This window comes from Curtobacterium sp. MCPF17_003 (assembly GCF_003224385.1).
In the GTDB taxonomy this organism is placed as follows: Bacteria; Actinomycetota; Actinomycetes; order Actinomycetales; family Microbacteriaceae; genus Curtobacterium; species Curtobacterium flaccumfaciens.
The window spans coordinates 1-25,528 of record NZ_QKLC01000027.1; the positions used below are offsets into that span (position 1 = coordinate 1).

Here is a 25,528-nt window from a genome sequence, read left to right on the forward strand (position 1 = left end):
AGTCGTCGGCAGCGTCAGATGTGTATAAGAGACAGCGCCCAGCCCCCGCCCCAGCCCACTCAGCCGAACATGATGGCGGCCTCGTCGAACCGCGCCTGCGGCACCGTCTTGAGCTCGCCGAGCGCCTCCTCGAACGAGACGTGCTCGATCTCGGTGCCCCGGAGCGCCACCATCCGGCCCCAGCGCTCCTCGACGACCGAGTCGATCGCCGCCAGCCCGAGCCGGGTCGACAGCACCCGGTCGTACGCGGTCGGCGTGCCACCGCGCTGGATGTGCCCCAGGGTCGTGGCACGCGTCTCGATGCCGGTCATCTCCTCGATGAGCGGCGCGAGGCGCTCGCCGATGCCGCCCAGCCGCGGGCGCCCGAAGGCGTCGAGCCCCCGCTCGGTGTGCGCCGTGTCCTCGTGGTCGGGGACGAAGCCCTCGGCCACCACCACGAGCGGTGCGCGCCCGCGGTCGTAGGCGGCCCGCACCCACTTCGCGATCTGTTCCATGCTCGTCTTCTGCTCGGGGATCAGGATCGCGTGCGCGCCCGCGGCCATGCCGGAGTGCAGCGCGATCCAGCCCACGTGCCGGCCCATCACCTCGGCCACCATGCAGCGCGAGTGCGACTCACCGGTGGTGCGCAGGCGGTCCATCGCCTCGGTGGCGATGGCGACGGCGGTGTCGAAGCCGAAGGTGTAGTCGGTCGCGCCCAGGTCGTTGTCGACCGTCTTCGGCACGCCCACGATCTTCAGGCCGGCGTCGGTCAGGCGCTTCGCAGCGGCCAGGGTGCCCTCGCCGCCGATCGCGACGATCGCGTCGATTCCGTGCCGCTGCAGGGTCGCGGAGATGTTCTCGACCCCGCCGTTGGGGCCCTCGAACGGGTTCGTGCGGCTGGTGCCGAGGATCGTGCCGCCCTGCTTCGCGATGCCCTGGATGTCCTTACGGCCGAGCGGGACGATGTCGCCGTCGACCACGCCGCGCCACCCGTCGCGGAAGCCGACGAAGTCGTGTCCGTAGATGGCGATGCCCTTCAGGACGATCGCGCGGATGACCGCGTTCAGGCCGGGGCAGTCGCCTCCGGAGGTGAGGATGCCGATGCGCATGGGAGCTCCGTCGTCGGGTGGTGGGGATCAGTGCCCATCATGACTGACGGTGGTTCCGCATTACCATCCCCGTGTGTCCCTGCTCGCTTCCGCTTCGCCGCCTGCGGCCGCTGGTGCGTCCGGTGACGCGTCTCGCGTCGACACGGTGTACCGGCCTGGAGGCGCGGTGGACGTCGCGTCGACCCTGCGGCCCCTGCAGCGCGGCTCCGGCGACCCGGCCTTCCAGGTGGTCGGTGGGGTCGTGTGGCTCGCGCTGCGCACACCCTCCGGTCCCGCTTCCGTGGCGATCCGGCGGACCGGCGACACCATCGCGGTGTCGGCGTGGGGCAGCGGAGCCCCGTGGGCGGTCGAGCACGCCCCCGATCTGCTCGGACGCGGCGACGACTGGTCGTCGTTCGACGTCTCCGGCAACGAGTTCCTGGCCGCGGCACGACACCGGCAGCCCGGGCTCCGGCTGCTCCGCACGAACACCGTGGTCGCGATGCTCGTGCCGGCGATCATGGAGCAGAAGGTGACCTCGCGGCAGGCGTGGGGCGCGTGGCGGTACCTGCTCCGTCGGCACGGCACACCGGCGCCCGGTCCGGCACCCGCGGGCATGATGGTGCCGCCGGACGCTCCGACGTGGGCACGGATCCCGAGCTGGGAGTGGCACCGCGCAGGCATCGAACCGGGGCGCTCGGCCACCGTGATGCGCGCAGTGAAGGTCGCGCCCGCACTCGAACGGACCCTGGCGCACGGGCGCGGTGGCGAGGTCGTGTCCACGAAGCTGCAGTCGATCCCCGGGGTCGGTCGGTGGACCGCCGCCGAGACGGCGCAGCGCTCCCACGGCGACCCGGACTCGCCGAGCGTGGGGGACTTCCACGTGCCGGCGCTCGTCGGGTGGGCGCTCACGGGTGCGCCGGTCGACGACGACGGGATGCTCGAGCTGCTCGAACCCTGGCGTGGGCACCGGGAGCGTGTCGTGCGGTTGATCGGGGGCTCCGGGTTCCGGAAGCCGTCGTTCGGGCCGCGGATCACGATCCAGGACCATCGGGGGCACTGAGCGCGAGCGACGCTTCCTCAACGTCCGTTCGTGCTGGTCCGCCTACCGTGAGGCCCGGCCCGGGCACTCCCGGCACGGACAGGACTCGGACAGGACCCGGAGAGGACGCGATGACGACCACCACCGACGAGGACGAGCACGACAAGGTCCCCGGCGTCCCCCCGGAGATCCCCGAGGACACGGGGTCGGCCGAGACGGCTCGCGTCACGAAGCGGCACGTCACCCGGGTCGCGTTCGTCGCGGCCCTCGGCGGGCTGCTCTACGGCTACGACACCGGCGTCATCTCCGGCACGCTCATCGAGATCGGCAAGGAGTTCTCGATCGGGTCCGCCGTCAAGGAGTTCATCACGGCGTCGATCCTGGTCGGCGCGATCCTCGGCGCACTCGTCACCGGTCCGATCTCGGCGAAGATCGGTCGGCGGCGGACCATCCTGCTCATCGCGGGGGTCTTCGGCCTGGGTGTGCTCTTCGCCGCGGTGTCGCCGAGTCCGGTGTTCCTGATCCTCAGCCGGCTGTTCCTCGGTCTGGCGGTGGGTGGTTCGACCCAGACGATCCCCACGTACATCGCCGAGATCGCCCCGGGCCCGCGCCGCGGCAGCCTGGTCACGGTGTTCAACTGCGCGATCGGCGTCGGCATCCTGTCCGCCGCCATCGTCGGGGTGGCCCTGAACGGCGTCGTGTCCTGGCGCTTCATGATCGGGGTCGCCGCCGCCCCCGCCATCGTGCTGCTGCTCGGGATGCTCCGCCTGCCCGAGAGCCCGCGCTGGTTCGTGTCGCAGGACCGCATCGGTCCGGCTCGACGGGTGCTGCGCTGGCTTCGCCCGGACCACGATGCCGCCGAGGACGAGCTCGACGACATCCGCAAGCTCGACGATGCCGAACCGAGCGCCGGTTCCGGGCAGTGGGCCCAGCTGCGCAAGCCGTGGGTCCGGCCAGCCCTGATCGCGGGGCTCATCGTCGCCGCGTTCACGCAGCTGACCGGCCTCGAGATGATGATCTACTACACGCCGACGATCCTCACCGATGCCGGGTTCCCGCATGTCTACTCCCTGTGGGCGAACGTCGGTGTGGGGGTCGTCTACCTCGTGATGACGTTCGTCGGGTCGCGGTTGGTGGACCGGATCGGGCGTCGACGGCTGACCCTCGTGATGCTGCCGGGTGCCGCGGTGAGCATCGGCCTGTTCGGTGTGCTCTTCTACGTGCAGGACGGCAAGCCCTCACCGGTGCTCACGCTCGTGCTGATCCTGGCGTTCATGTTCTTCCAGGCCGGTGGCATCCAGGTCGTCGGGTGGCTCGTCGGTTCCGAGATGTACCCGCTGCGGATCCGGGCCGCCGCGACGAGCCTGCACGCGATGGTCCTCTGGGGCGCCAACCTGCTGGTGACCTCGACCGCGCTGACTCTGACCGGCTGGATCAGCCTGGGCGGCACGATGCTCGTCTACGCCGCGCTCAACGTGCTCGGGTGGGTCCTGGTGTTCCTGCGGGTGCCGGAGACGAAGGGCAAGTCCCTGGAACAGATCGAGCAGTCCCTTCGGGACGAGACGTTCCTGCCGCACCGGGGCGGACGCGAGCGTCGCGCGGTGGACCGGACCGCCTGACGGACGGGAGGCCCGCGGTCGCGTGCGCCACGGGCCTCCCGTCCGTCAGGTGGCGGCTCCCGTGCGCGTCACGGGTGGCGGGTGCCCGCACCCGCCAGCACGGCGCGGTAGCCCTCGCGGAACGTCGGGTACTGCGGCACCCATCCCGTCGACCGGAGCAACGCGTTCGACAAGCGCTTGTCGCCGCCGGCCTGCCGCGCGTCACCGTCGCCCGTGGACGGCTCGGCGACGTGGAGTTCGTCGGCCAGGAACCGCAGCACGTCGTCCAGCCGGCTCGGCTCGTCGTCGGTGCCCAGGTAGAGCGGTGCCGGGTCGGGCAGGGCCGCCAGGTGCACGAGCGCGGCGGCGGCGTCGTCGCGGTGGATGCGGTTCGTGTGCGGTGAGGTCCCCGGCGCCAGCCGTGCGGCACCGGATCGGACCTGGTCGATGAGCCGCTCACGGCCCGGACCGTAGACGCCTGACAGCCGGACCAGCACAGCGCCGGGAGCGCGCTCGCGCAGCAGGACCTCGGCTTCGACCAGGACCTCGGCGGTCGGGGTCGCCCCGCGCGCCGGGGTCTCCTCGGTGACCTCGCTGCCGTCCGAGACGTCGTACACGGCGGTCGAGGACACGACGAGCACCCGGGGGTCGGCGTCCGAGGCGTCGATGCCGTCGAGCACGTTGCGCAGGCCGTCGACGTAGGTGGCGCGGTACTCGTCGACGTCGCGGCTGCCCGCGGCGAAAGCCACGACGACGACGCTCGTGTCGGCGGGGATCTCGGGGACCTCGTGTCGCAGGTCGACGCTCCGGCCGGTGATCGGCGCGGGGATCAACTCGGCGCGGCGGCGGAGTCCGATCACGTGGTGGCCCTGGTCGGCGAAGCGCAGTCCGGCTTCGGTCCCGAGGTCGCCGCATCCGGCGATGACGACTGTCGTGGAGTTCTGCACGGCTCGACCTTGGCATGCGCCGATGACCACCTCCGGGGAGCTGGGCGTCGACACCACTAGGTTCGTCCTGTGATCGTCTGGTTGAACGGGACCCACGGGGCGGGGAAGACGACGACGAGCCGACTGCTCCAGCCGCTGTTGCCCGGCTCGCGGATCCTCGACGCCGAGAAGGTCGGCGAGGTGCTGATGGACGTCACGCCGGGGCTGCCGGTCAGCGACAACTTCCAGCACTGGGACCCGTGGCGGCCGCTCGTGGTCGAGACCGCTCGCCGGGTGCACGACTACGTGGGCGGGCCGCTCATCATGCCGATGACGGTCCTGGTCGAGGCCTACTGGCGTGAGATCGCGGCGGGGCTCGCCTCCCACGGGATCCCGGTCCGGCACTTCGTGCTGCACGTCGACGGGCCGACGCTCCGCGACCGGATCCAGAACGACCCGATCCTGGGGCCGTCGACGTTCCGGTTCGCGTACGTCGACGCCTACGCCGCGGCGGCGCGCGGCTGGCTGCACGCCGAGGCCGAGGTCATCGACGCGACCGAGGTCCCCGCCAGCGAGGTGGCCCGGGCGGTCGCGGACGCGGTGACCTCAGAGCGCTGACAGTACGACTCTGTCCGCCGCACGCAGCCCCGGGGTTCGCCACCGCCCGGATCATGCCGGAGACTGGTGCGGGTCGCTCACGAAGCCACCCGCCCCACCACCAGCAAGGAAGGCTCCGCATGCCCGAGCTCCCCGTCGTGTTCGAAGTCGGCTCGATGATCGCCCTGGTCGCGATCCTGCTCGCCGACCTGCTCATCGTCGCGCGTCGCCCGCACGTGCCGACGCTGCGCGAATCCGGCGTCTGGGTGGGCATCTACGTCGGGCTGGCGCTGATCTTCGCGGTGCTCATGCTGGTCTTCGCCGGTGGCGACTCCGCTGGGCAGTTCCTGGCGGGCTGGCTGACGGAGTACAGCCTGAGCATCGACAACCTGTTCGTGTTCGTCATCATCATGGCGCGCTTCTCGGTGCCGAAGAAGATCCAACAAGAGGTGCTGCTGCTCGGCATCATCATCGCGCTCGTGCTCCGCGGGATCTTCATCCTGGTCGGCGCGCAGCTCATCGAGAACTTCTCGTGGATCTTCTACATCTTCGGCGCCTGGCTGATCTGGACGGCGATCCAGCAGCTCCGCGGCGAGGACGAGGACGAGCAGAAGGACACCTTCATCGTCCGGCTGCTGCGCCGCCGGGTCCGTCTCACCGACACGTACGACGGCATGAAGTTCCGCACCCACCACGACGGTGTCCGGCACTTCACACCGCTGCTCATCGTGCTCATCGCGATCGGTACCACCGACCTGCTGTTCGCGCTCGACTCGATCCCGGCGATCTTCGGCATCACCGAGAGCCCCTTCATCGTGTTCACCGCGAACGTCTTCGCGCTGATGGGCCTGCGCCAGCTCTACTTCCTGCTGGGCGGACTGCTCGAGCGTCTGGTCTACCTGAAGTACGGCATCGCCGTGATCCTGGCCTTCATCGGCGTGAAGCTCGTGCTGCACGCGCTGCACGACAACGAGCTGCCGTTCCTGAACGGCGGCCACCACATCGAGTGGGCGCCGGAGATCAACACGTGGGTGTCCCTGCTGGTGATCGTCGCCGCGATGGCCGTGTCGACGCTGGCGAGCCTCATCCGGATGCGCGGGGAGACCCCCGCCGCCGCCGACGCCGTGACCGCGGACGACACAGCGGCGGACGACGCAGCGATCGACGACGACCGGGCCGACCAGGACCGAGCCGACCAGGACCGAGCCCGCACGTCCGACTGACACCGTTTGAACGATCCGCCCGGCTGCCTCGTCGTTGAGGGTATGGCACTCCGCAAACGAACCAAGGTCATCATCGGGATCTCCGCCGGCGTCGTCGTCGTGGCGGCAGCAGCCGTCATCGCCGGCCCGGTCATCTACGCGAACACCGTCAACCGCCAGGCCGCCGCAGCACCCTCGCTGTCGGCGTCCTCGTCCGGCACCCTCGACGCGAAGGACGGTGACGGCACCTGGACCAGCAAGAGCAGCTCGTACGCCGGGTACCGGGTGCACGAGGTCCTGCAGGGGAATGATGTGGACGTGGTCGGGCGCACGGAGGACGTCAAGGGCACCGCCGTCGTCGACGGCGGTTCCCTCACCCAGGCGACCGTCACCGTCCAGGTCGGCAAGATCAGCACCCCCGAAGCCGCCCGCGACGAGTACTTCCGCTCCACCGCGCTGCAGACCGACGAGTACCCCACGGCGACGTTCGAGCTCACGAAGCCCGTCGACGTCACGAAGGCGCTCGACGGCTCCACGCAGGACGTCACCCTGACCGGCACGATGGACCTGCACGGCGTCGAGAAGCCGGTCACGGCCGACGCGCAGGTCGCGGTCGGCGATGGTGGCACCGTCCAGGTCGCCGGCACCGTGCCGATCACCTTCGCCGACTACGGCGTGAAGGCCCCGTCGCTCGGCTTCGTCACCGTGGACGGGAAGGGCTCCGTCGAGTTCTCCCTCGACCTCGGGAAGTGACCGTGACGAGTCGTTCCGCGGACGAGCTGCTCGCGACGCTGTACCGCGAGCACGGTGACGCGCTCACGCGGTACGTCCGGCACCTCACGCGGGACGGCTCGAGCGTCGAGGACGTCGTGCAGGAGACGATGGTCCGCGCCTGGCAGCGTCCGGCCGTGCTCGAACGGGCACCCGACAGCGCGCGGGCGTGGCTCTTCACGGTGGCGCGCAACCTGGTGGTCGACGACGCACGGTCGGCGCGCAACCGCCGCGAGCACGGCACCGAGCACCAGGTCGAACGGATCGAGTCGGACAGCACGGACGCCGTGCTGGACCGGATCGTGGTCGCCGACGCACTCGCGTCGCTGACCCCGGACCACCGCCGCGTGGTGGTGGACGCGTACTGGCTCGGGCACACGGTGCCGGAGATCGCACGACGACACGACATCCCGGAGGGCACCGCCAAGTCGCGGTTGCACTACGGGCTGCGAGCCCTCCGGCTCGCACTGCAGGAACGAGGAGTGACCCGATGAGCGACGACAAGGCAGCCCACGACGAGTACGTGGAGTGGGATGCCGCCTACGTCCTGGGGTCGCTCCCGTCCAGTGAACGGCTGGAGTACGAACGGCACCTCGAGACGTGCGACCGCTGTGCGGCCGCCGTCGCCGAGCTGGTCGGTCTGCCGGGTCTGCTCGGAAAGCTGCCGGCCGACCAGGCGATCGAGATCGCAGAACCCGACGGGAGGCCCGACACCCGTTCCGAGAGCGACCTCGCCTCCGTCGCACACCGCGTCCGACACCGTCGCCGCCGTCGCCGGGTCTGGGCCGCCGCCACCGCGGGACTCGCGGTGGTCGCCGCCGTCCTGGGCGGGCTCGCGGTCGGCGCCGCGGGGGAGCGCACCACGGTGCAGGCCGGTGCCGCTCCGATGGCAGCTGCCACCGCGGACCGCTACGACATGACCGGCGTGCAGGGACTCGACGTCCAGCTCGCCATCAGCGGCGAGCAGTGGGGCACCCGCTTCGACTGGGGGTGCTCGTACGGCGGCAAGGAGTGGTCGCCGGACGGGTCGATCCTCTACGACCTCGTCGTCGTCCGGACCGACGGTACGACGCAGACCGTGGGGTCGTGGACGGCCGCCGGCGCGGACGCACGAGGGCTGTCGGCGTCGACGGACATCCCGCGGGACGAGATCAAGAGCGTGCAGGTCCGGCTGCGCGGTGAGCGCGGCGCGCTCGCCGTCGTCACGCTCTAGCCGACGTCGGCCTCGTCCGATGCGTCGTCGGGGCCGATGGCGTCCTGGACGCGCGCACTGACGGACCGCAGCGTCTCGGCGTCGGTCCCCACGGGCCTCCAGAACAGGTCCTCGAGCGCCCCGGTGTGCGCGCGGATGCCGGCGAGCACCGCGCGACGGCCGTCCGCGGTCATCACCACCCAGCTGCCGCGGGCGTCGCTCGGGCAGTCCGCCCGCTCGACCAGGCCGCGGGAGACCATCCGCGTGACCTGGTGGCTGACGCGCGACTTCTCCCAGCCGATGCCCGCGGCGATGTCCCGGACGCGCAGACGGTGGTCGGGGTCGCGATGCAGGCCGATCAGGATCTCGAACTCGGGGACGGAGATGCCGGCGCCCGCCTGGACTGCCCGGTCGAGCGCCCGGTCAAGTCGTCGCCAGACGTCGTGGTACGCGTCCCAGGTGGCCCAGTCGTGGCCACCGTTGCCCTCCGTCGACATGCCGACCAGCGTATCCACCGGGCGGACGGTCGGACCGCGCAGCGACCCCTTTCATCCGCTCGGATGACTCCTGGTCGACGCACGGCGTGCTCCGAGGTCGCGTCGGACGTGCGGCATACGATCGGGGGATGCCGAGTGCTCGCCTCCAGGACACCACCGATGACGCCGTCGCGCTCGTGCGCCGGTGGCTGGCGGCGTCGGCCGGGGTGAAGCCCGACCCGGGTGCGGCCCGTCTGGCCGAGGTCCTGCGCGACGAGCAGGGCCTCGACTTCACCCGGGGTTTCGTGGACAAGGTCATCCGCCCCGAAGACCCCCGGGTGGCGGCACGGAACCTCGAGCAGCTGAGCCGTGACGTCCCCGACTTCCTCGCCTGGTACCTGCGCGGGGCGGTGACGCTCGGCGGTGGGTTCGCCACCATGGCGCCGTGGGCCGTGATCCCGACCGCGCGCCGGATCCTGCGCCGGATGACCGGGCACCTGGTCATCGACGCGAGCACGAGCAAGCTCGGCCCGGCCCTCGCCAAGGTCCGCGGTCCGGGTACGCGACTGAACGTGAACCTGCTCGGCGAAGCCGTCCTCGGCAGCGCCGAGAGCGACCGACGCCTGCAGGGCACGATGGACCTGCTCGCCCGCGACGACGTCGACCACGTGTCGATCAAGGTGAGCTCCGTCGTGCCGCAGACGTCGCCGTGGGCCTTCGACCAGACGGTCGAGCGCGTCGTCGACCGGCTCGTCCCGCTCTACCGCCTGGCCGCGGCGCCGACGGCTTCCGGACGCCCGGCCAAGTTCATCAACCTCGACATCGAGGAGTACCGCGACCTCGACGTCACCCTCGCCGTGTTCCGGGCGCTGCTCGACCGCGACGAGTTCGCCGACCTGCAGGCCGGCATCGTGCTGCAGGCCTACCTGCCCGACGCCGCGGGAGCGCTCGAGACGCTGACCGAGTGGGCGCAGGAACGCCGGGCGCGCGGCGGTGCCCCGATCACGGTGCGGCTCGTCAAGGGCGCGAACCTCGCCATGGAGCACGTCGACGCGATCCTGCACGGGTGGCCCCTCGCCACCTGGGGCAGCAAGCGCGAGACCGACACCGCCTACCTCCGGATGCTCGACACCGCACTGACGCCCGAGCGCACCGACGCCGTGCGGATCGGGGTCGCCGGGCACAACCTGTTCGACCTCGCCACCGCGTGGGTGCTCGCGCAGCGCCGCGGGGTCACCGACGCCGTCGACGTCGAGATGCTGCTCGGGATGGCGTCCACCCACGCCCAGGCCGTCCGGGCCGACGTCGGGCAGATCCTGCTCTACACGCCCGTCGTGCAACCGGACGAGTTCGACTCGGCCATCGCGTACCTCGCCCGTCGCCTGCAGGAGACCGCGAGCCCCGAGAACTTCATCGCCGCCGCAGCCGACATCGACCACGACGACAGCGTCTTCGAGCGGGAGCACGGCCGGTTCCTGGCGTCCGTCGCCGCACTCGACGAGCCCGTCCCCGCCAGCCACCGCACGCAGGACCGCCACCGTGCCCTCGGCGAACCGGTCCTGCGCGACGCGTTCCGCAACGCCCCCGACACCGACCCGTCCGTCGCCGCGAACCGGTCCTGGGCGCTCGACGTCCTGCGCCGGGTGCCGCGCTCGCAGCTCGGCGCGCAGACCGTCCGCGGTGCGAAGGTCGCCGACCGGTCCAAGCTCGAGCGGATCATGGCGCGGACCGCCCAGGCCGGCGTGAACTGGGGGCGGCAGGACCCGTCCGACCGTGCCGAGCTCCTCGACCTCATCGGGCACGAACTCGAGACCCGCCGAGCCGACCTGATCGAGGTGATGGCCGCCGAGACCGGCAAGACCTTCGCCGAGGCCGACACCGAGGTGACCGAGGCCGTCGACGCCGCCCACTACTACGCCGAGAGCGCCCGCCGCCTCGGGGACATCGAGGGCGCGCAGTACGTGCCGCCGCGGCTGACCGTCGTGGTACCTCCGTGGAGCTCCCCCGTCGCGATCCCCGCCGGTGGCGTGCTGGCGGCGCTCGCCGCGGGCAGCGGTGTCGTGCTCAAGCCCGCGCCCGAGGCCAAGCGCTCCGGTGCCGTGCTCGCCGACGTGCTCTGGGACGCCGGGGTGCCGCACTCGCTGCTGCAGCTCGTCGACCTGGCCGAGGACGAACTCGGTCGCGACCTCATCGGCCACCCCACGGTCGACCGCATCATCCTGACCGGCTCGTCCGACACTGCCCGCTCGTTCCGCTGGTGGCGAGCCGGGCTGCCGCTCACCGCCGAGACGAGCGGCAAGAACGCCATCGTCGTCACGCCGAGCGCCGACCTCGACCTGGCGGTGCAGGACATCGTGCAGTCCGCCTTCGGGCACGCCGGACAGCAGTGCTCGGCGGCGTCCCTCGTGATCCTGGTCGGGTCGGTGGGTGAGAGCGAACGCTTCCAACGGCAGCTCGTCGACGCCACCCGCACGCTCCGGGTCGCGTGGCCCGACGACCCCACGGCGCAGGTCGGCCCGCTCATCGCCGAACCGCAGGGCAAGCTCCGCCGGGGTCTGACCGAGCTCGGGCCGGGGGAGTCCTGGCTCGTGCAGCCCGAGGCGGTCGACGACTCCGGCCGGCTCTGGTCGCCGGGCATCCGAGACGGCGTCCGCCCCGGCAGTGACTTCCACCAGACCGAGTACTCCGGCCCGGTGCTCGGCATCATGCGCGCCGAGACCCTCGACCAGGCGATCGCCATCCAGAACGGCACCGACTTCGGGCTGACGGCGGGCATCCACTCGCTCGACGTCGACGAGGTGTCCGAGTGGCTGGCCCGGGTCCGCGCCGGCAACCTGTCCGTCAACCGCGGCATCACCGGTGCCGTCGTGGGGCGCCAGCCGTTCGGCGGCTGGAAGGGTTCCTCGGTCGGTACCGGCACCAAGGCCGGCGGCCCCATGTACGTCGCGACGCTCGGCCGGTGGCTGCCCACGTCCCGCACGGTGCACAAGAGCATCCAGCTGCACGGCCTGCCCCCGCGCGTCACCGCGGTGATCGAGGCCGCACGCAGCGGGCTGTCGTTCGAGGAGTTCGACCGTGTCCGCGCCGGGGCCCTGAGCGACGTGCGCGCACGAGAGACGCTCTTCCGGTCGCGGGACCTGTCCGGGCTCGTGGTGCAGCGGAACGTGCTGCGTCACCGCCCCCAGTCCGTCATCGTCCGGCAGGCCGAGGACGCCTCGACCGTGGACCTCGTCCGGACGCTCGTCGCCGCGACCTCGGCACGTGCGCACATCCTGCTCAGCACGGCTCGGCCGCTGCCCGGCCCGCTCACGCAGCTGCTCGCATCGAACCGGTCCCCGCTCGACGTCGTCGACCACCTGGTCGAGTCCGACCAGGAGTTCCACGCCCGCGCGTCGTCGGGGGCCGTGTTCCAAGCGGACTGGTCCAGTGGCCAGGACGACCAGCCCGTCGACGCGCTCGAGGCCGTGTTGTCCCAGGGGCAGGACCGGCCGGCCCACACGGCGTTCGGTGGTCCCGGTGCCCGGATCCGGCTGCTCGGCGGTGACCCCCTCGCCCTCGAAGAAGCCCTGGGTGCGAGCATCGACGTCGCGATCCACGGCGGCCCCGTGGTCGAGGCCGGCGTGATCGAGATGCTGCCGTACCTGCGCGAGCAGTCGGTGTCGATCACCGCGCACCGGTTCGGCGACGTCGACAGCGACTTTTCCGAGCTGCGCGTCTAGGCACTTCCGCTTCGTGCGTTCCGCTTCGTGAGCAGAAGAGGTCGGGTACCCGAACGGGACCCGACCTCTTCTGCTCACGAAGTGACTCGAGGATCAGTCCTCGGCGTCACCCGCGTCTTCGTCCTCGACGCCGGTCTCGTCCATGCGGTCCCGCAGGTGGTCTGCCATCACGCCGGCACCTTCACCCGCGTGGTCGTGGTCGACCTGCTCGATCAGGCCCTGCAGCTTCTCGTGGTTCGTCGCATCGGTGGCACCGTCCATGACGGGCTCGGTCTGCTCGTTGTCGCTCATGCTCCGGACGCTACGCCGCGGTTGCTGCGGAACGGTAGTGGAGTTCGACCGCCCCGCCGTCGAACTGCGTGGTGCCGACGAGCTCGAACACCCGGGTCGGTGCGGCGACCGGCAGCAGGGGTGCTCCGCCGCCGAGCGCGACCGGCATCACGGTGACCCGCAGCTCGTCGAGGATGCCCGCCTGCTGGTACTGCGCCGCGAGCAGTCCGCCGCCGACGACCCAGACGTCGCGCCCGTCGGCCTCGCGCTCGAGATCGGCCTGGTGGTCACCGACCTCGCCGGAGACGAAGCGCACATCGACGCCGTCGGGCACCGGCAGGTCTCGGGTCGTGAACACCCACGTCGCCAGGTCCGGGTACGCCCACGTGTCGTCGTGCTCGAGCAGCCACTCGTACGTCGTCGACCCCATCGCGATCGCCCCGACGCCGGCGAAGAACCGGTCGTGGTGCTCCTGGAACGGCTCGAAACCGAACTGCAGCAGCCAGTCGAGGTCGTCGTCGGGCGCAGCGACGAAGCCGTCCAGCGAGGACGCGACGGAGTAGATCGTGCTCATGCCGGGGACGCTACCGAGCACCCCCGACAGGAGTCAGCGACGACGGCCGCGACCGCCGCGACCGACGACCGCTGCCTCGGCGACCGCGAGCAGCGCTGCGATCCAGAGCTGGTCGAGCGCGAACCGGCGTCGACGGGGATCGGCGACGGCCAACGGCACCATCGTCGCACCGTGCAGGGCGTCCACGACCGCGCTCAGCGTGTGCGCGTTGCCGGACCCCGCCCGCGCGACGAGAGTGGCCTGTGCGACCTGCCGGACCCCGAGCACGCCGTGCAGCACCGCCTGGTCGTACCCTCGGGCCGCACGGCTCAGGTGCCACAGGCCGAGCCCGGCCCGGGCCAACTCGACGACGGCTGCCCCGTTCACGGCAGACGACCGGCGGCTCATCGTCGGCGTCCCGCGACGAGTGCAGCGGCCCCGGCGGCACCGAGCACGGCCCCGATGATGCCGTTGCCGACCCGGCGGTGCTCCACCCACCACGTCTGCGGCGACCACGCGTGCGCTGACTCGTCGAAGACCCCGTGCGCACCGTGGTCGCCCGGCACCGGCTCGTACAGGTTGTCCCGCATCTCGAGGCCGTCCTTGTCGGGTGCCTGCTGCCCGTCCACCAGGGTCTTGGCGGCGTACCAGTCGGCGAAGCGCCCGCTGATCCGGTTGCCGAGGATCGTGTAGACGGTGGACTCGCCCACCCAGGTGCGGCTCCGCGGCCGCTCGGCCACGGCGGCGATGGCCCGGGCACCGACCTCGGGCTGGTAGATCGGGGCGACCGGCTGCGGGTGGTGCGGCAGCTTCGACTTCACCCACTGGAACTGGATCGTGTTGAGTGCCGGCATGTCCACGCGGGACACCTTGACCTTGCTGCCCTGTTCGCGCAGTTCGGAGACGACGGACTCGGTGAACCCGACGATCGCGTGCTTCGCACCGCAGTACGCGGCCTGCAGGGGGATCCCGCGGAACCCGAGCGCCGAACCGACCTGGATCACGTGCCCACGACCGCGGGGGACCATCCGCGACAGTGCCGACCGGGTGCCGTTCACGAAGCCGAGGTAGGTGACGTGCAGCGCCCGCTCGAAGTCCTCCGGTGCGGTGTCGAGGAACTTCCCGAACACCCCGACCATCACGCCGTTCACCCACAGGTCGATCGGTCCGAGCTCCCGCTCGACCCGGTCGGCCGCGGCCTCGACGGCGTCGCGGTCGGAGACGTCGGCGACCAGGGCCAGCCCGCGTCGCCCGGCGGCCTCGACCTCGGCGACCGCCGCGTCGACGCCCTCCTGCCCGCGGGCCAGGACGGCCACGTCCCACCCCCGTGCGGCGAGCTCCCGGACCGTCGCCCGTCCCAGTCCTGCGGATCCACCGGTCACCACTGCCACTCGAGTCATGGCTCCCTTGTACCTGCGGCCGACCGTGCACCACTCAGCCGCTGTCCCCCGACGCGGCAGCAGGAGCCGGGCCTCAGCGCCCCCGACCGAACCGCGTCGTGACCCCCGGCGAGTAGAGCACCGAGTCCGGCTCGAGCTCGGTCAGCCCGAAGGGCAACCCGGCGGCCCCGACCAGGTCGTCCCGCAGCGACACCACCGAGGCCCGGTGCAACGGCCACGACTCGTGCTCGTTCGGCCAGAACCGCGTCCGCCCCGCCCGGTGCACGTGCATGCCCCACCGCGCCGTCAGGAACGTCTCGAGCGGCCCCGGCTCGTCGAGTACTTCGCCCACGCGCACGTCGAGCATCGACCGCAGGTGGGTGCCGTGCCGACGCATCGCGTACCCCACGCGGCCGTCACCGCTGCGCGACTCCGCGACCGCCCACCGGTACGGCAGGCCGGTCGCGACGCGTGCACCGATGGTCGGCAGGAGCTTGCCGGCGTCGAGCGACAGGAACACCACCCCGCGCTGCCCCTGCTCGTCGACCGTGTAGACGCGGACGTTCAGCTCGACGAAGTCGCCGATGCTCCCGGTCGAGAACGGCGGGAACCGGGTGTCCTCGAACCGGAACGCGATGAGGCCCACCCAGGTGGTCACCCCGTCGTCGGTGCCGTCGAGTGCCATCGTGTCGGGCCGGGTGCCGGCCGGCAGCAACGGGGCCACCGCCGACACGTCGACGCGCCAGTGCACGAAGACGACGTCGAGCCAGTCCTGCGAGATCCAGGGGCGGCCCGGCAGGGCGGGGGCGACGGCCTGGAGGCTCGGAGCGCTCTGGGCGGGTCGGGTGTCGGTCACGATGTGGTCGCCTCCGGTTCGATGTGGGCTGCGACGGGTGCGTCGTCCCACCCCTGCTGCGGGGTGTCGCAGGTGCCGCGGAACACGTACTGCGAGGGACGCTTCCGCTCGCTCGACGTCCAGTCGATGGCCGGCCGTCGTCGTTCCGGGGGCAGGTACCCGATCCGGTAGACGGCCATCAGCTCGAGCGACTCGGGGACGCGGAGCAGTCCCTCGATCTCCTCCCACGCGCCGGGGGTCTCCATCGGGAAGGACACGAACTGGATCCCCAGGCCGAGCTCGGTCGTCGCGAGCCAGATGTTCTCCATCGCCGCGCCCATGCTGAACACCGAGTAGAAGCCGGACAGCTCCTCCTTGCGGTACTCGTGGCGGTCGAGCATCACGCCGAGCAGCAGCGGCGACCCGGCGACGAGCTTCCGGTTCTCCTCACCCAGGGTCTGCGGCACCCGGAGCGTGTTCATGAGCAGCTGCCCGCGCTTCGTGAACACCTGCTTCGTGAACGGCCGCAGCGGCCCGGGGAGCTTGTCGAACAGCATGCCGTCGCGTCGCTCGTCCATCTCGGCCTTCGAGAACCGGAAGTACGGCTTGTACCGCTCGAAGAACGTGCCCTCGGCCATCGTGCGGGTCATCGAGCTGCCGCTGATCTCGGCGACGCGGTCGATCGTCCGGCGTTCCTCGATCAGCACGAAGCGCCACGGCTGGCTGTTGAGCTGCGACGGCGCCCGTCCGGCGAGCTCCATGAGCAGTCGCTGGTGCTCGTCCGACACCGGGTCGGGCAGGAACGGCCCGTTCGTCGTGCGTCGTCGTCGGATGGCCTCGAACAGCTCCACTGCTCACCTCTCTGATCGCCTGCGTGCGAGCACGGCCCCCAGGTAGGACGGTGCGGCGGCGACCGCGACCCTCCAGTGTGCTCCGGAGCGCGGGTTCGTGCGTGGAGCGACCGCCAGGGGCACGAGTGCCGGCAGCAGGAACAGTGCGGTGCGGTCGCGCGTCCACACGGGGGTGGTCGCGGCGACGCCGGTCAGGGTGGCGGTCACGACGAACAGCCCGTGGTGCACGACGCGGAGCTTCTTCGTGCGGATCAGCCGCACGGCGACCGCGGTGCCCCACAGGCAGTTCGCGACGTAGGCGACGCTCGCAGCGGTGACCAGCTGCCGGGCCGGGCGCGATCCCGTGGGTGCTGAGCCGCGCCTCCAGACCGTCTTCCGTCCCATGCGTGGGACGTTACGCGGTCTCTCGACTGACGAGCTTGGAGAGCACGATCGCGGAGCGGGTGTGGTCGACCTGGGGTGCGAGGCGGACCTTGTCCAGCGCCTCTTCGAGCGCGGACAGGTCCTTCGAGCGCATGTGCACGACGGCGTCGGCGCTGCCGGTGACCGTGCCGGCGTCGATGACCTCGGGGACGGTGTCGAGCAGGGCACGCAGCTCGTCGGGCGAGACGGTGCCGCGGCAGTAGAGCTCGACCCAGGCCTCGGTGCCGCGGTCCTCGACGGCGGGGTCGACCTTGATCGTGAAGCCCTGGATGACGCCGTCACCGACCAGCCGGTCGACGCGGCGCTTGACGGCCGAGGCCGAGAGTCCGACCACCGACCCGATGTCGCCGTAGCCGGCGCGGGCGTTGTCCCGGAGCTGATCCAGGATGCGGTGGTCGAGCGTATCCATTTGTCCCTATCGTACGCGGACTTGTTGCGAGCCCGGTGGGTCTCGCGCACGAAACGTGCGTCACCCGAACGGGTGCCACGGTCCCGCAGGCGGGGGACTGCACTCGTCGGACGGTTCATGCCAGACTTCGGAGTGGCGTCGACCTGGTCCGCTGCGGTGAGTGAGCCTGCATCTCACCGGAGCTCTTCCCCTCGTTCCGTTTCGGTTCCTGGCAGGCTCGGGCCCCGGTCCCTTCCAGGAGGACTGATGTCGAACACCGCACCCGCCCCCGAGTCCGTCGCCACCCCGGCCCGTGTCGCCACCAAGCGCACGATCCTGATGTGCAAGCCGGACTTCTACACCGTGAGCTACCGGATCAACCCGTGGATGCACCCGGAGGAGCCGACCGACACGTCGAAGGCCGTCGAGCAGTGGGAGTCGCTCGTCGCGGTCTACGAGCAGCTCGGCTTCGACATCTCGTACATCGACCCCATCGACGGCCTGCCGGACATGGTCTACGCGGCCAACGGCGGCTTCGTCCTCGACGGCATCGCGTACGGCGCGAAGTTCCAGTACCCGGAGCGCCAGCCCGAGGGCCCCGCCTACATGGACTGGTTCCGACAGGCGGGCCTGACCGTCGCCGAGCCGGAGCAGACCAACGAGGGCGAGGGTGACTTCCTGCTCATCGGGGACACCATCTTCGCCGGCACCGGGTTCCGGTCGGACAGCACCTCGCACGACGAGCTCGCGAAGATCTACGGCCGCGAGGTCGTCACGCTCAAGCTCATCAACCCGAGCTTCTACCACCTCGACACCGCCATCGCCGTGCTCGACCCCGAGCCCTCCGTCGACGGGACGAGCAACATCGCCTACCTGGAGAGTGCCTTCGACGAGCCGTCGCTGGCGATCCTGCGCGAGCGCTTCCCGGACGCGATCATCGCGACCGAAGAAGACGCCGCGATCCTCGGCCTGAACTCGTACTCCGACGGGTACAACGTCGTGATCGCCGCCCGGGCGACCACGTTCGCGTCGCAGCTGAAGGAGAAGGGCTACAACCCGATCGGCGTCGACCTCTCCGAGCTGCTGCTCGGCGGTGGCGGCGTGAAGTGCTGCACCCTCGACCTGCACCCGGTCGGCACCGGCACCTCGGTCGCGCGTTCGCTCGGGGTCAGCTGATGTCGGCGGCAGCGTCGCTCGGGGTCAACACCGCGGCGGCGCTCGCCGTCGAGGACCGCGCCCTCGCGCACAACTACAGCCCGCTGCCCGTCGTCATCGCGTCGGGTGCCGGAGCGACCGTCACCGACGTCGACGGCAAGCAGTACCTGGACGGCCTCGCCGCGTACTCGGCGGTGAACTTCGGCCACGGCAACCCGCGGCTGCTCGACGCCGCACGGGCGCAGCTCGACCGCGTGACGCTGACCAGCCGGGCATTCGTCAACGACCAGCTCGGGCCGTTCGCGGCAGCACTGGCGGCGTTGACGGAGACCGAGATGGTCCTGCCGATGAACACCGGTGCCGAGGCCGTCGAGTCCGCGATCAAGGTGTCCCGCGCCTGGGGCTACCGCGTCAAGGGCGTGCCGGCCGAGCGGGCGACGATCATCGTGGCGTCCGGCAACTTCCACGGCCGCACGACGACGATCATCTCGTTCTCCGACGACCCCTCGGCCCATGATGACTTCGGGCCGTACACACCGGGGTTCCGCACGGTGCCGTACGGCGACGCTGCGGCTCTGCGCGAGGCGATGGACGAGACCGTCGTCGCCGTGTTGCTCGAGCCGATCCAGGGCGAGGGCGGCGTGGTCATCCCGCCGGAGTCCTACCTTCCTGACGTCCGCGCGGTCTGCGACGAGTTCGGTGCGCTGTTCATCGCCGACGAGATCCAGTCCGGTCTCGGTCGCACGGGGCACACGCTCGCGGTGCAGCGCGTCGGGGTCCGCCCCGACCTCATCACACTCGGCAAGGCCCTCGGCGGCGGCATCGTGCCGGTGTCGGCGGTCGTCGGTTCGGCTGCCGTCCTCGGGGTCCTGCGCCCCGGCGAACACGGGTCGACCTTCGGGGGCAACCCGCTCGCCGCAGCCGTCGGCGCCGAGGTCGTGGCGATGCTCGGAGAGGGCACGTTCCAGCAGCGGGCCCTCGACGGCGAACCGCTGTTGCGCGGCCTGCTCGACGACCTGCTCGGCAAGGGTGTCGTCTCGCACCGGGTCGCCGGACTCTGGGCGGGGATCGACATCGACCCCGCGCTCGGCACCGGCAAGGCGATCGCGAAGGACCTCGCCGACCGCGGGCTCCTGGTGAAGGACACCCACGGGTCGACGATTCGCTTCGCGCCGCCCCTGGTCGTCACCGACGACGAGGTGCGCTTCGCGATCGGAACCCTGGCCGACGTCCTGACGGCGCGCGCCTGATCTGATCCGCAAGACACCGGTGTTCGCGCGTTGAACCCCCGCATCCCGCGGTGCGGAGCGCGAACACCGGTGTCTCGCGAGCGCCGCCGCGGCTTACACCGCCCAGCGGGCCGCCAGCTCGTCCATCAGGGCATCGAGCCGCTCGTCGACGACCTGCTCCTCGGGGTGGGCCTCGTACCAGGCGATGACCTCGCGCACACCCTGCCGGTAGGTCGTGCGCGGCCGGTACCACGGCACGAGCGACCGGACCTTGCTGTTGTCGAACACCGAGCTGTTCGCCTTGTCGCCGAGCAGCGCCGCGCCCCACTCCGCGTCCGCAGCAGCGATGGCATCCGCCGGCACGTGCACGATCCGCAGGTCCTCGACTCCGGCCGCCGCCGCGATCTCGTGCGCGATGGCGTTCCAGGTCGGCGCCTCGTCGCTCGTGATCGTGAAGGGCTCACCGATCGCCTCGGCCCGGTCGAGCAGTCCGGTGAACCCGACCGCGAAGTCACGGCTGTGGGTCAGGGTCCACAGCGAGGTGCCGTCGCCGGTGATGATGATCGGCTTGCCGGCGCGCATCCGAGCGACAGCGGTCCACCCGCCGGTCAGCGGCAGCTTCGTCTCGTCGTAGGTGTGCGACGGCCGCACGATCGTCACCGGGAAGTCCTGCTCCCGGTACGCCTCCATCAGCAGTTCCTCGCACGCGATCTTGTCGCGCGAGTACTGCCAGTACGGGTTCTTCAGCGGTGTCGACTCCGTGATCGGCAGGTGCGTCGCCGGCGTCTGGTACGCCGAGGCCGAGCTGATGAACACGTACTGCCGCGTCCGCCCCGCGAAGAAGTCGACGTCGGCCTGCACCTGGTCCGGCGTGAAGGCGATCCAGTTCACGACCACGTCGAAGCGCTGGTCGCCGAGTGCGTCCGCCAGTGCGCTGCGGTCCGACACGTCGGCCTGGAGGCGCGTCACACCCTCCGGGATCGGCCTGCCCCCGGTGGTCCCCCGGTTGAGCACGGTCACGTCGAACCCCTGCTCGACGGCTTCCCGGACGCAGGCGGCGCTGATGACGCCGCTCCCGCCGATGAACAACACGCTCGCTCCGGTCATGGATGCTCCCTCGCTTCCGGCGACACCGCTCTGTGCCGCAACCCTTTCGATCCTGCCCCTCAGATGCTGGGTCGGGCATCGAGCACCGTGCCGAGCATCGTCACGTCCTGTGCCCAAGCCGCGGCGCCGGGGTGGATCCATCCGAGCAGTTCGATCGCGTAGTCGTGGTCCTGGCGAGTCAGCGCATCCGCTGGGCCGTGTGGGAACGCGTGGTGGAGTGCTGGTGTCCACAAGGCCGTCAGGTAGCGAGACTCGAACAGGTACCGCCAGAACCCGAAGCTCAGTTCGGCGACGACTCGCCCGTGCACCTCTGCTCGCTTCCCCCCTCGCGTGGCACGCCTTCGCGCGACGACCAGATCGTTCTTGCCTTGTGCGTCGAGGGGAACGACGTCGAGCCAGGATGAGCCTGGGCGACGAGCAGTTGCCCAAGCGCGGAGCTGCAGGTCTGCAGCGTTCCGCAGGCCACATCGCCGGGGTTTCGTCTTGGGCTGTCGCATCTGAAACTTCAGCCTACAGGAATCCGCTTGCTGGCCGAGTGCTCCTGGGGGCGGCGCGACTACCGTCACGGTTCGGGTCGCACCGACGCGCCCCACGACAGGAGTGACACGCACATGGAGTACCGCTACCTCGGCAACTCGGGCCTCAAGGTCTCCGAGATCACCTACGGCAACTGGCTCACCCACGCCTCCCAGGTCGAGAACGACGCGGCGATCGCCTGCGTCAAGGCCGCCCTCGAGGTCGGCATCTCGACGTTCGACACCGCCGACGTCTACGCCAACACCGGCGCGGAGACGGTCCTCGGCGAAGCGCTCAAGGGGGAGCGGCGCCAGTCCCTCGAGATCGCCACGAAGGTCTTCGGGCCGACGGGTCCGAAGGGCCACAACGACACCGGGCTGTCCCGCAAGCACATCCTCGAGTCGATCGACGGCTCGCTGCAGCGGCTGCAGACGGACTACGTCGACCTGTACCAGGCGCACCGCTACGACCACGAGACCCCGCTCGAAGAGACGATGCAGGCCTTCGCGGACATCGTGCGCCAGGGCAAGGTCCTGTACGTCGGCGTCAGCGAGTGGACCGCGGACCAGCTGCGTGCGGGTGCTGCGCTCGCGAAGGACCTCGGCTTCCAGCTCATCTCGAACCAGCCGCAGTACTCGGCGCTCTGGCGGGTCATCGAGGACGAGGTCGTCCCCACCTCGAAGGAACTCGGCATCTCGCAGATCGTCTGGTCCCCGATCGCCCAGGGTGTGCTCACCGGCAAGTACAAGCCGGGCCAGCCGCTGCCCGAGGGTTCCCGCGCGACCGACGACAAGGGTGGCGCGGACATGATCAAGCGGTTCATGCGCGACGAGGTGCTGTCCTCGGTGCAGGAGCTGCAGCCGGTCGCCGACGAGCTCAACCTGTCGATGGCGCAGCTCGCGGTGGCCTGGGTCCTGCAGAACGAGAACGTCGCCTCGGCGATCATCGGGGCCTCGCGTCCGGAGCAGGTGCACGACAACGCTGGCGCTGCCGGCGTCACGATCCCGGCGGAGCTCATGTCGCGGATCGACGACGCCCTGGGCGCTGTGGTCGAGCGCAACCCCGCGAAGACGAACGACAGCAGCCCGAAGACCCGCGAGGCCTAGCCGAAGAAGCCGACGTGCGGAGTCGACCCGTGCCTCCAGGCCGTCGGCGACCCGGCGCGAACGCGAGCCGCACAACGAAAGTCACCCGGAACTGCGCTGCTGCGTGGTCTCGGGTGACTTTGGTTGTGCACGGCGATCGACGCCACGCCGCTCAGACAACGGAAAAGGCCCCCTGCCGAAGCAGGGGGCCTTCACCGGTGGCTGGACACGGCATCGATCCGTGGACCTTTCGATTTTCAGTCGAACGCTCTACCAACTGAGCTATCCAGCCGTGGCGACCCTGACGGGACTTGAACCCGCGACCTCCGCCGTGACAGGGCGGCACGCTAACCAGCTGCGCTACAGGGCCATGTTGTGTTGTGGGTACTGCGTGTTGTGTCTTGCTGTGGTGTTGTTCAGTACTACTTGCTCGCTCACTCAAGGAGTGACCCCAACGGGATTCGAACCCGTGCTGCCGCCGTGAAAGGGCGGTGTCCTAGGCCACTAAACGATAGGGCCGCAAGCAGTGCATCGCGCTACCGATGGACAAGCATACGGATGCCCCCCGGGTTTCACAAATCCGACCCCGCCAACCGTGCATCCCCGGCGTGTCGCGCCGTCAGCGCACGGGTCTCCGATGCTGTCGGTGCGAGCATCGTCGGCGGCCGCACCCCTCGTCCGAGGGGCTGTCGGGCCTGCGACCCGTGTTGTTACTGTTGCACTTGTTAACAGTGTTACGTGCGTGAGCCTTGCCGCGCTGTTACGAAATCGAGATACATGTCGACCTCCACTCCCTTCTCCCTCCGCACCCGCAGCCGCCTGATCGCCGCCGCGGTCGCCGTCGCGCTCACGGCCGGTACGCTCGCGGCCCTCGCCCCGACGTCGTCCGCCAGCGCTGCGAGCTACCCCAGCTGGGACGAGGTGGAGCAGGCGAGGTCGTCGACCAGCGCCCAGCAGGCCAAGGTCAGCGAGATCAAGTCGCTCATCTCGACGCTGAAGAGCGAGGCGGCTGCCAAGCAGAAGGCCGCGCAGGCCGCGGGCGAGGCGTACCAGGTCGCGCAGAGCAAGTACGACGAGGCGACGCTCAAGCAGAAGTCGCTGCAGTCCCAGGCCGACGAGGCCGAACAGACCGCCGCGCGGTCCGAAGCGCAGGCCGGTCAGCTCGCCGCGCAGCTCGGTCGGGCCAGCGCCAACGACGTGACGACGGACATCCTCACGCACCCGTCCGACTCCGGCGACCTGCTCTACGAGCTCGGCGCAATGTCGAAGCTCAGCGAGCAGTCCGAGGGCATCTACGCGCAGGCCTCGCAGGACCGCGGTGTGGCCCAGGGCCTCGCCGACAAGGCCGACCGCGCCAAGCAGGCCCTCGGGGACCTCGCCGACGCAGCGCAGTCGAAGATGCAGCGGGCCCAGGGTGCCGCCGACGCCGCACAGACCGCGGTGGACGCCCAGAACGACAACGAGTCCCGGCTCGAGGCGCAGCTGACCGCGCTCACCTCGAAGCAGCGCGGCGTCGAGGCCGACTACCGCAAGGGCGTCGCCGCCGAGAAGGCACGCCAGGCCCGGCTGGCCGCAGCCGCCGCGAAGGCAGCAGCCAAGGCCGCGGCGACCAGCCAGGGCGGCACCGGTGGCGGCAGCGCCAACCCGGCGGGCTGGGTTCGTCCCGCCGGCGGGTACCAGACCAGTCCCTACGGCTACCGCGTCGACCCCTACACGCACGTCAGCGCCCTGCACGCCGGCGTCGACCTGGCCCCGGCCTGCTACGCCCCGATCTACGCGGCACACGACGGCACCGTCACCTTCGCCGGCAACGGTGGCGGGTACGGCAACGAGGTCATCCTCGACAACGGCGGCGGCGTCTCCACCGCGTACGGCCACGTCGTCGACGGCGGGATCATGGTCACCGCCGGCCAGCACGTCACCGCGGGGCAGCAGATCGCCAAGATCGGCTCGACCGGCTGGTCGACCGGGTGCCACCTCCACTTCGAGACCCGGATCAACGGCGCTGCCGTCGACCCGGTCCCCTTCATGGCAGCGCGGGGGATCTCGGTATGAGCATCAGCGCCACCAGAACGAGTCGTTCCACGTCATGACCACCTCCGCTCGCTCGTTCTCCTGCGGGATCGCGACCATCGCCGTGCTCGGTATCGGCCTGTCGGTCGTCATCGCCGGACCGGCCCAGGCCGCGCCGTCGGGTCCGTCCTGGGACGACGTCAAGGCCGCCAAGTCCGACGCGGCCGACGCCCAGCAGACGGTCGACGAGCTGAGCGACCGGCTCGGCACGCTGCAGGACGCCGCCGACCAGGCCGGTGTCGCCGAGCAGCAGGCCGGGCAGGCGTACGCCCTGGCGGCGTCGCAGCAGCAGGAGGCCGAGGACACCCTCGCCGACCTGTCCGCGCAGTCGAAGCGTGCGAAGGACCGGGCGGACGACTCGGCCGGCCAGGTCGCCGGGCTCGTGGTCGAGCTGTCCCGCACGGGCGGCGGTGACCTGTCGACGACGATGCTCATGGACTCGTCGGACTCGAAGGACCTGCTCTACCGCGTCGGCACGATGTCGCACCTGTCCGAGCGCTCCGCGACCGTCCTGGCCGAGGCACGCGCCGACCAGAAGACCGTCGAGTCCCTGGCGGCCCAGCAGTCCGCTGCCGAGAAGGCCCTGAGCAAGGCGACCGAGGCGACGAAGACCACCTTCGCGACGGCCAACGACGTGGCCGCAGGCGCCCAGGCCCGGGTGCAGAAGGAACAGGACCAGCAGGCCGAGGTGCTGCGCCAGCTCGCGTACCTGAAGGGCACGAGCGTCGCGACCGAGACCGCGTACTGGAGCGCGCAGCAGGCGAAGGCCGCCGCGGCCGCCATCGCCAAGCAGACGGGCGACGCCGGCACCGGGAACGCCACCGGCGGGGGCACGAGCGGGGGCAACACCGGCAACACCGGCAGCACCGGCGGCACCGGCAGCACCGGCGGCGGGACCTCCACCCCGGCCGTCCCGAGCACGCCGTCCAAGCCGAGCACCCCGTCGAACCCCGGCACCCCCGCGAAGCCGAGCACCCCGAGCAAGCCGAGCACCCCCAGCACGCCGAGCAAGCCGGCACCCGCCCCGGCACCTGCTCCCGCGCCAGCCCCTGCCCCCGTCTCTTATACACATCT

The 25,528-nt window shown here is 70.9% G+C and carries 26 protein-coding genes and 3 tRNA genes; 13 read left to right on the forward strand and 16 right to left on the reverse strand.

All coding sequences use genetic code 11. The features are described from left to right. Positions 1 to 59: 59 nt before the first annotated feature. Positions 60 to 1,088, reverse strand: coding sequence for a 6-phosphofructokinase (locus DEJ30_RS17090; protein ID WP_027467034.1), 1,029 nt, complete (start codon positions 1,086 to 1,088; stop codon positions 60 to 62). A gap of 73 nt (positions 1,089 to 1,161) precedes the next feature. Here DEJ30_RS17090 and DEJ30_RS17095 point away from each other — a divergent pair, with 73 nt between their 5' ends. After that, positions 1,162 to 2,130 carry a DNA-3-methyladenine glycosylase gene (locus tag DEJ30_RS17095; protein ID WP_181420201.1) on the forward strand — a complete coding sequence of 323 codons (969 nt, stop codon included), beginning with the start codon at positions 1,162 to 1,164 and terminating at the stop codon, positions 2,128 to 2,130. 110 nt (positions 2,131 to 2,240) lie between these two features. After that, positions 2,241 to 3,728, forward strand: coding sequence for a sugar porter family MFS transporter (locus DEJ30_RS17100; RefSeq protein WP_110862859.1), 1,488 nt, complete (start codon positions 2,241 to 2,243; stop codon positions 3,726 to 3,728). 68 nt (positions 3,729 to 3,796) lie between these two features. Here DEJ30_RS17100 and DEJ30_RS17105 read toward each other — a convergent pair whose 3' ends face one another. After that, a complete protein-coding gene (locus DEJ30_RS17105; protein WP_110862860.1) occupies positions 3,797 to 4,654 on the reverse strand; it encodes an NAD-dependent epimerase/dehydratase family protein in 858 nt (285 codons plus the stop codon). Between the two features lie 69 nt (positions 4,655 to 4,723). Between DEJ30_RS17105 and DEJ30_RS17110 the strand changes: the two genes are divergently transcribed. The 5 genes from DEJ30_RS17110 (at position 4,724) to DEJ30_RS17130 (ending at position 8,416) form a co-directional block, all read left to right on the forward strand. Next, positions 4,724 to 5,251, forward strand: coding sequence for an ATP-binding protein (locus tag DEJ30_RS17110; protein WP_110862861.1), 528 nt, complete (start codon positions 4,724 to 4,726; stop codon positions 5,249 to 5,251). Between the two features lie 119 nt (positions 5,252 to 5,370). After that, positions 5,371 to 6,453 carry a TerC family protein gene (locus DEJ30_RS17115; protein WP_110862862.1) on the forward strand — a complete coding sequence of 361 codons (1,083 nt, stop codon included), beginning with the start codon at positions 5,371 to 5,373 and terminating at the stop codon, positions 6,451 to 6,453. Positions 6,454 to 6,495: 42 nt separating this feature from the next. Next, positions 6,496 to 7,185, forward strand: coding sequence for a YceI family protein (locus DEJ30_RS17120; RefSeq protein WP_110862863.1), 690 nt, complete (start codon positions 6,496 to 6,498; stop codon positions 7,183 to 7,185). After that, on the forward strand, positions 7,182 to 7,697 hold the full coding sequence (locus DEJ30_RS17125) for a sigma-70 family RNA polymerase sigma factor (RefSeq protein ID WP_110862864.1): 516 nt from the start codon (positions 7,182 to 7,184) through the stop codon (positions 7,695 to 7,697). Before DEJ30_RS17120 ends, DEJ30_RS17125 begins: the two co-directional genes overlap by 4 nt. Continuing rightward, positions 7,694 to 8,416 carry a zf-HC2 domain-containing protein gene (locus DEJ30_RS17130; protein ID WP_110862865.1) on the forward strand — a complete coding sequence of 241 codons (723 nt, stop codon included), beginning with the start codon at positions 7,694 to 7,696 and terminating at the stop codon, positions 8,414 to 8,416. The genes DEJ30_RS17125 and DEJ30_RS17130 overlap by 4 nt, the downstream gene beginning before the upstream one ends. On the opposite strand, the gene DEJ30_RS17135 is transcribed toward DEJ30_RS17130, so the two are convergent. Next, positions 8,413 to 8,892, reverse strand: a complete 480-nt coding sequence (locus DEJ30_RS17135; RefSeq protein ID WP_071245301.1) for a MarR family winged helix-turn-helix transcriptional regulator — start codon at positions 8,890 to 8,892, stop codon at positions 8,413 to 8,415. The genes DEJ30_RS17130 and DEJ30_RS17135 overlap by 4 nt on opposite strands. 128 nt (positions 8,893 to 9,020) lie before the next feature. On the opposite strand from DEJ30_RS17135, the gene DEJ30_RS17140 reads away from it, so the two are divergent. Then, the gene (locus DEJ30_RS17140) at positions 9,021 to 12,590 is read left to right on the forward strand and encodes a bifunctional proline dehydrogenase/L-glutamate gamma-semialdehyde dehydrogenase (protein WP_110862866.1); all 3,570 of its coding nucleotides are present in this window, start codon (positions 9,021 to 9,023) and stop codon (positions 12,588 to 12,590) included. Between the two features lie 93 nt (positions 12,591 to 12,683). Here DEJ30_RS17140 and DEJ30_RS17145 read toward each other — a convergent pair whose 3' ends face one another. From DEJ30_RS17145 to DEJ30_RS17180, 8 genes are all read right to left on the reverse strand, one after another. After that, the gene (locus tag DEJ30_RS17145) at positions 12,684 to 12,881 is read right to left on the reverse strand and encodes a hypothetical protein (protein WP_110862867.1); all 198 of its coding nucleotides are present in this window, start codon (positions 12,879 to 12,881) and stop codon (positions 12,684 to 12,686) included. A 10-nt stretch (positions 12,882 to 12,891) separates the two neighbouring features. Next, positions 12,892 to 13,434, reverse strand: a complete 543-nt coding sequence (locus tag DEJ30_RS17150; RefSeq protein ID WP_110862868.1) for a dihydrofolate reductase family protein — start codon at positions 13,432 to 13,434, stop codon at positions 12,892 to 12,894. A gap of 33 nt (positions 13,435 to 13,467) precedes the next feature. Next, a complete protein-coding gene (locus DEJ30_RS17155) occupies positions 13,468 to 13,800 on the reverse strand; it encodes a hypothetical protein (RefSeq protein ID WP_110862869.1) in 333 nt (110 codons plus the stop codon). Positions 13,801 to 13,817: 17 nt separating this feature from the next. Next, a complete protein-coding gene (locus DEJ30_RS17160) occupies positions 13,818 to 14,813 on the reverse strand; it encodes an SDR family oxidoreductase (RefSeq protein ID WP_027467045.1) in 996 nt (331 codons plus the stop codon). A 73-nt stretch (positions 14,814 to 14,886) separates the two neighbouring features. Next, the gene (locus DEJ30_RS17165) at positions 14,887 to 15,648 is read right to left on the reverse strand and encodes a YqjF family protein (RefSeq protein WP_220032980.1); all 762 of its coding nucleotides are present in this window, start codon (positions 15,646 to 15,648) and stop codon (positions 14,887 to 14,889) included. After that, entirely contained in the window at positions 15,645 to 16,478 is an 834-nt protein-coding gene (locus tag DEJ30_RS17170) for a nitroreductase family protein (RefSeq protein WP_110862870.1), read from the reverse strand. Before DEJ30_RS17170 ends, DEJ30_RS17165 begins: the two co-directional genes overlap by 4 nt. A gap of 3 nt (positions 16,479 to 16,481) precedes the next feature. Next, entirely contained in the window at positions 16,482 to 16,862 is a 381-nt protein-coding gene (locus tag DEJ30_RS17175; RefSeq protein ID WP_110862871.1) for a hypothetical protein, read from the reverse strand. Positions 16,863 to 16,872: 10 nt separating this feature from the next. Then, the gene (locus DEJ30_RS17180) at positions 16,873 to 17,310 is read right to left on the reverse strand and encodes an Lrp/AsnC family transcriptional regulator (RefSeq protein WP_017887694.1); all 438 of its coding nucleotides are present in this window, start codon (positions 17,308 to 17,310) and stop codon (positions 16,873 to 16,875) included. Between the two features lie 246 nt (positions 17,311 to 17,556). Between DEJ30_RS17180 and ddaH the strand changes: the two genes are divergently transcribed. Together ddaH and rocD are read left to right on the forward strand one after the other, a co-directional pair. Further along, positions 17,557 to 18,465, forward strand: coding sequence for a dimethylargininase (gene ddaH, locus DEJ30_RS17185; RefSeq protein WP_110862872.1), 909 nt, complete (start codon positions 17,557 to 17,559; stop codon positions 18,463 to 18,465). After that, positions 18,465 to 19,694, forward strand: coding sequence for an ornithine--oxo-acid transaminase (gene rocD / locus DEJ30_RS17190; RefSeq protein WP_110862873.1), 1,230 nt, complete (start codon positions 18,465 to 18,467; stop codon positions 19,692 to 19,694). Before ddaH ends, rocD begins: the two co-directional genes overlap by 1 nt. Positions 19,695 to 19,787: 93 nt before the next feature. Here rocD and DEJ30_RS17195 read toward each other — a convergent pair whose 3' ends face one another. Together DEJ30_RS17195 and DEJ30_RS17200 are read right to left on the reverse strand one after the other, a co-directional pair. Beyond that, complete coding sequence (locus DEJ30_RS17195; protein WP_110862874.1) at positions 19,788 to 20,780, reverse strand: NAD-dependent epimerase/dehydratase family protein; 993 nt, start codon at positions 20,778 to 20,780, stop codon at positions 19,788 to 19,790. Positions 20,781 to 20,839: 59 nt separating this feature from the next. Next, positions 20,840 to 21,088 carry a hypothetical protein gene (locus tag DEJ30_RS17200; RefSeq protein WP_110862875.1) on the reverse strand — a complete coding sequence of 83 codons (249 nt, stop codon included), beginning with the start codon at positions 21,086 to 21,088 and terminating at the stop codon, positions 20,840 to 20,842. Between the two features lie 303 nt (positions 21,089 to 21,391). Between DEJ30_RS17200 and DEJ30_RS17205 the strand changes: the two genes are divergently transcribed. Next, on the forward strand, positions 21,392 to 22,402 hold the full coding sequence (locus DEJ30_RS17205; protein ID WP_110862876.1) for an aldo/keto reductase family protein: 1,011 nt from the start codon (positions 21,392 to 21,394) through the stop codon (positions 22,400 to 22,402). A 198-nt stretch (positions 22,403 to 22,600) separates the two neighbouring features. On the opposite strand, the gene DEJ30_RS17210 is transcribed toward DEJ30_RS17205, so the two are convergent. The 3 genes from DEJ30_RS17210 to DEJ30_RS17220 all read right to left on the reverse strand — a co-directional run bounded on the left by DEJ30_RS17210 (position 22,601) and on the right by DEJ30_RS17220 (position 22,900). Further along, positions 22,601 to 22,673, reverse strand: a tRNA-Phe gene (locus DEJ30_RS17210). Position 22,674: 1 nt separating this feature from the next. Next, a tRNA-Asp gene (locus DEJ30_RS17215) sits at positions 22,675 to 22,751 on the reverse strand. A 76-nt stretch (positions 22,752 to 22,827) separates the two neighbouring features. Beyond that, positions 22,828 to 22,900, reverse strand: a tRNA-Glu gene (locus DEJ30_RS17220). A gap of 258 nt (positions 22,901 to 23,158) precedes the next feature. On the opposite strand from DEJ30_RS17220, the gene DEJ30_RS17225 reads away from it, so the two are divergent. Both DEJ30_RS17225 and DEJ30_RS17970 read left to right on the forward strand, forming a co-directional pair. Continuing rightward, a complete protein-coding gene (locus tag DEJ30_RS17225) occupies positions 23,159 to 24,436 on the forward strand; it encodes a M23 family metallopeptidase (RefSeq protein WP_110862877.1) in 1,278 nt (425 codons plus the stop codon). Between the two features lie 34 nt (positions 24,437 to 24,470). Then, positions 24,471 to 25,528 (forward strand): hypothetical protein (locus tag DEJ30_RS17970; protein WP_146238636.1); only part of this gene is annotated, 1,058 nt, incomplete at its 3' end.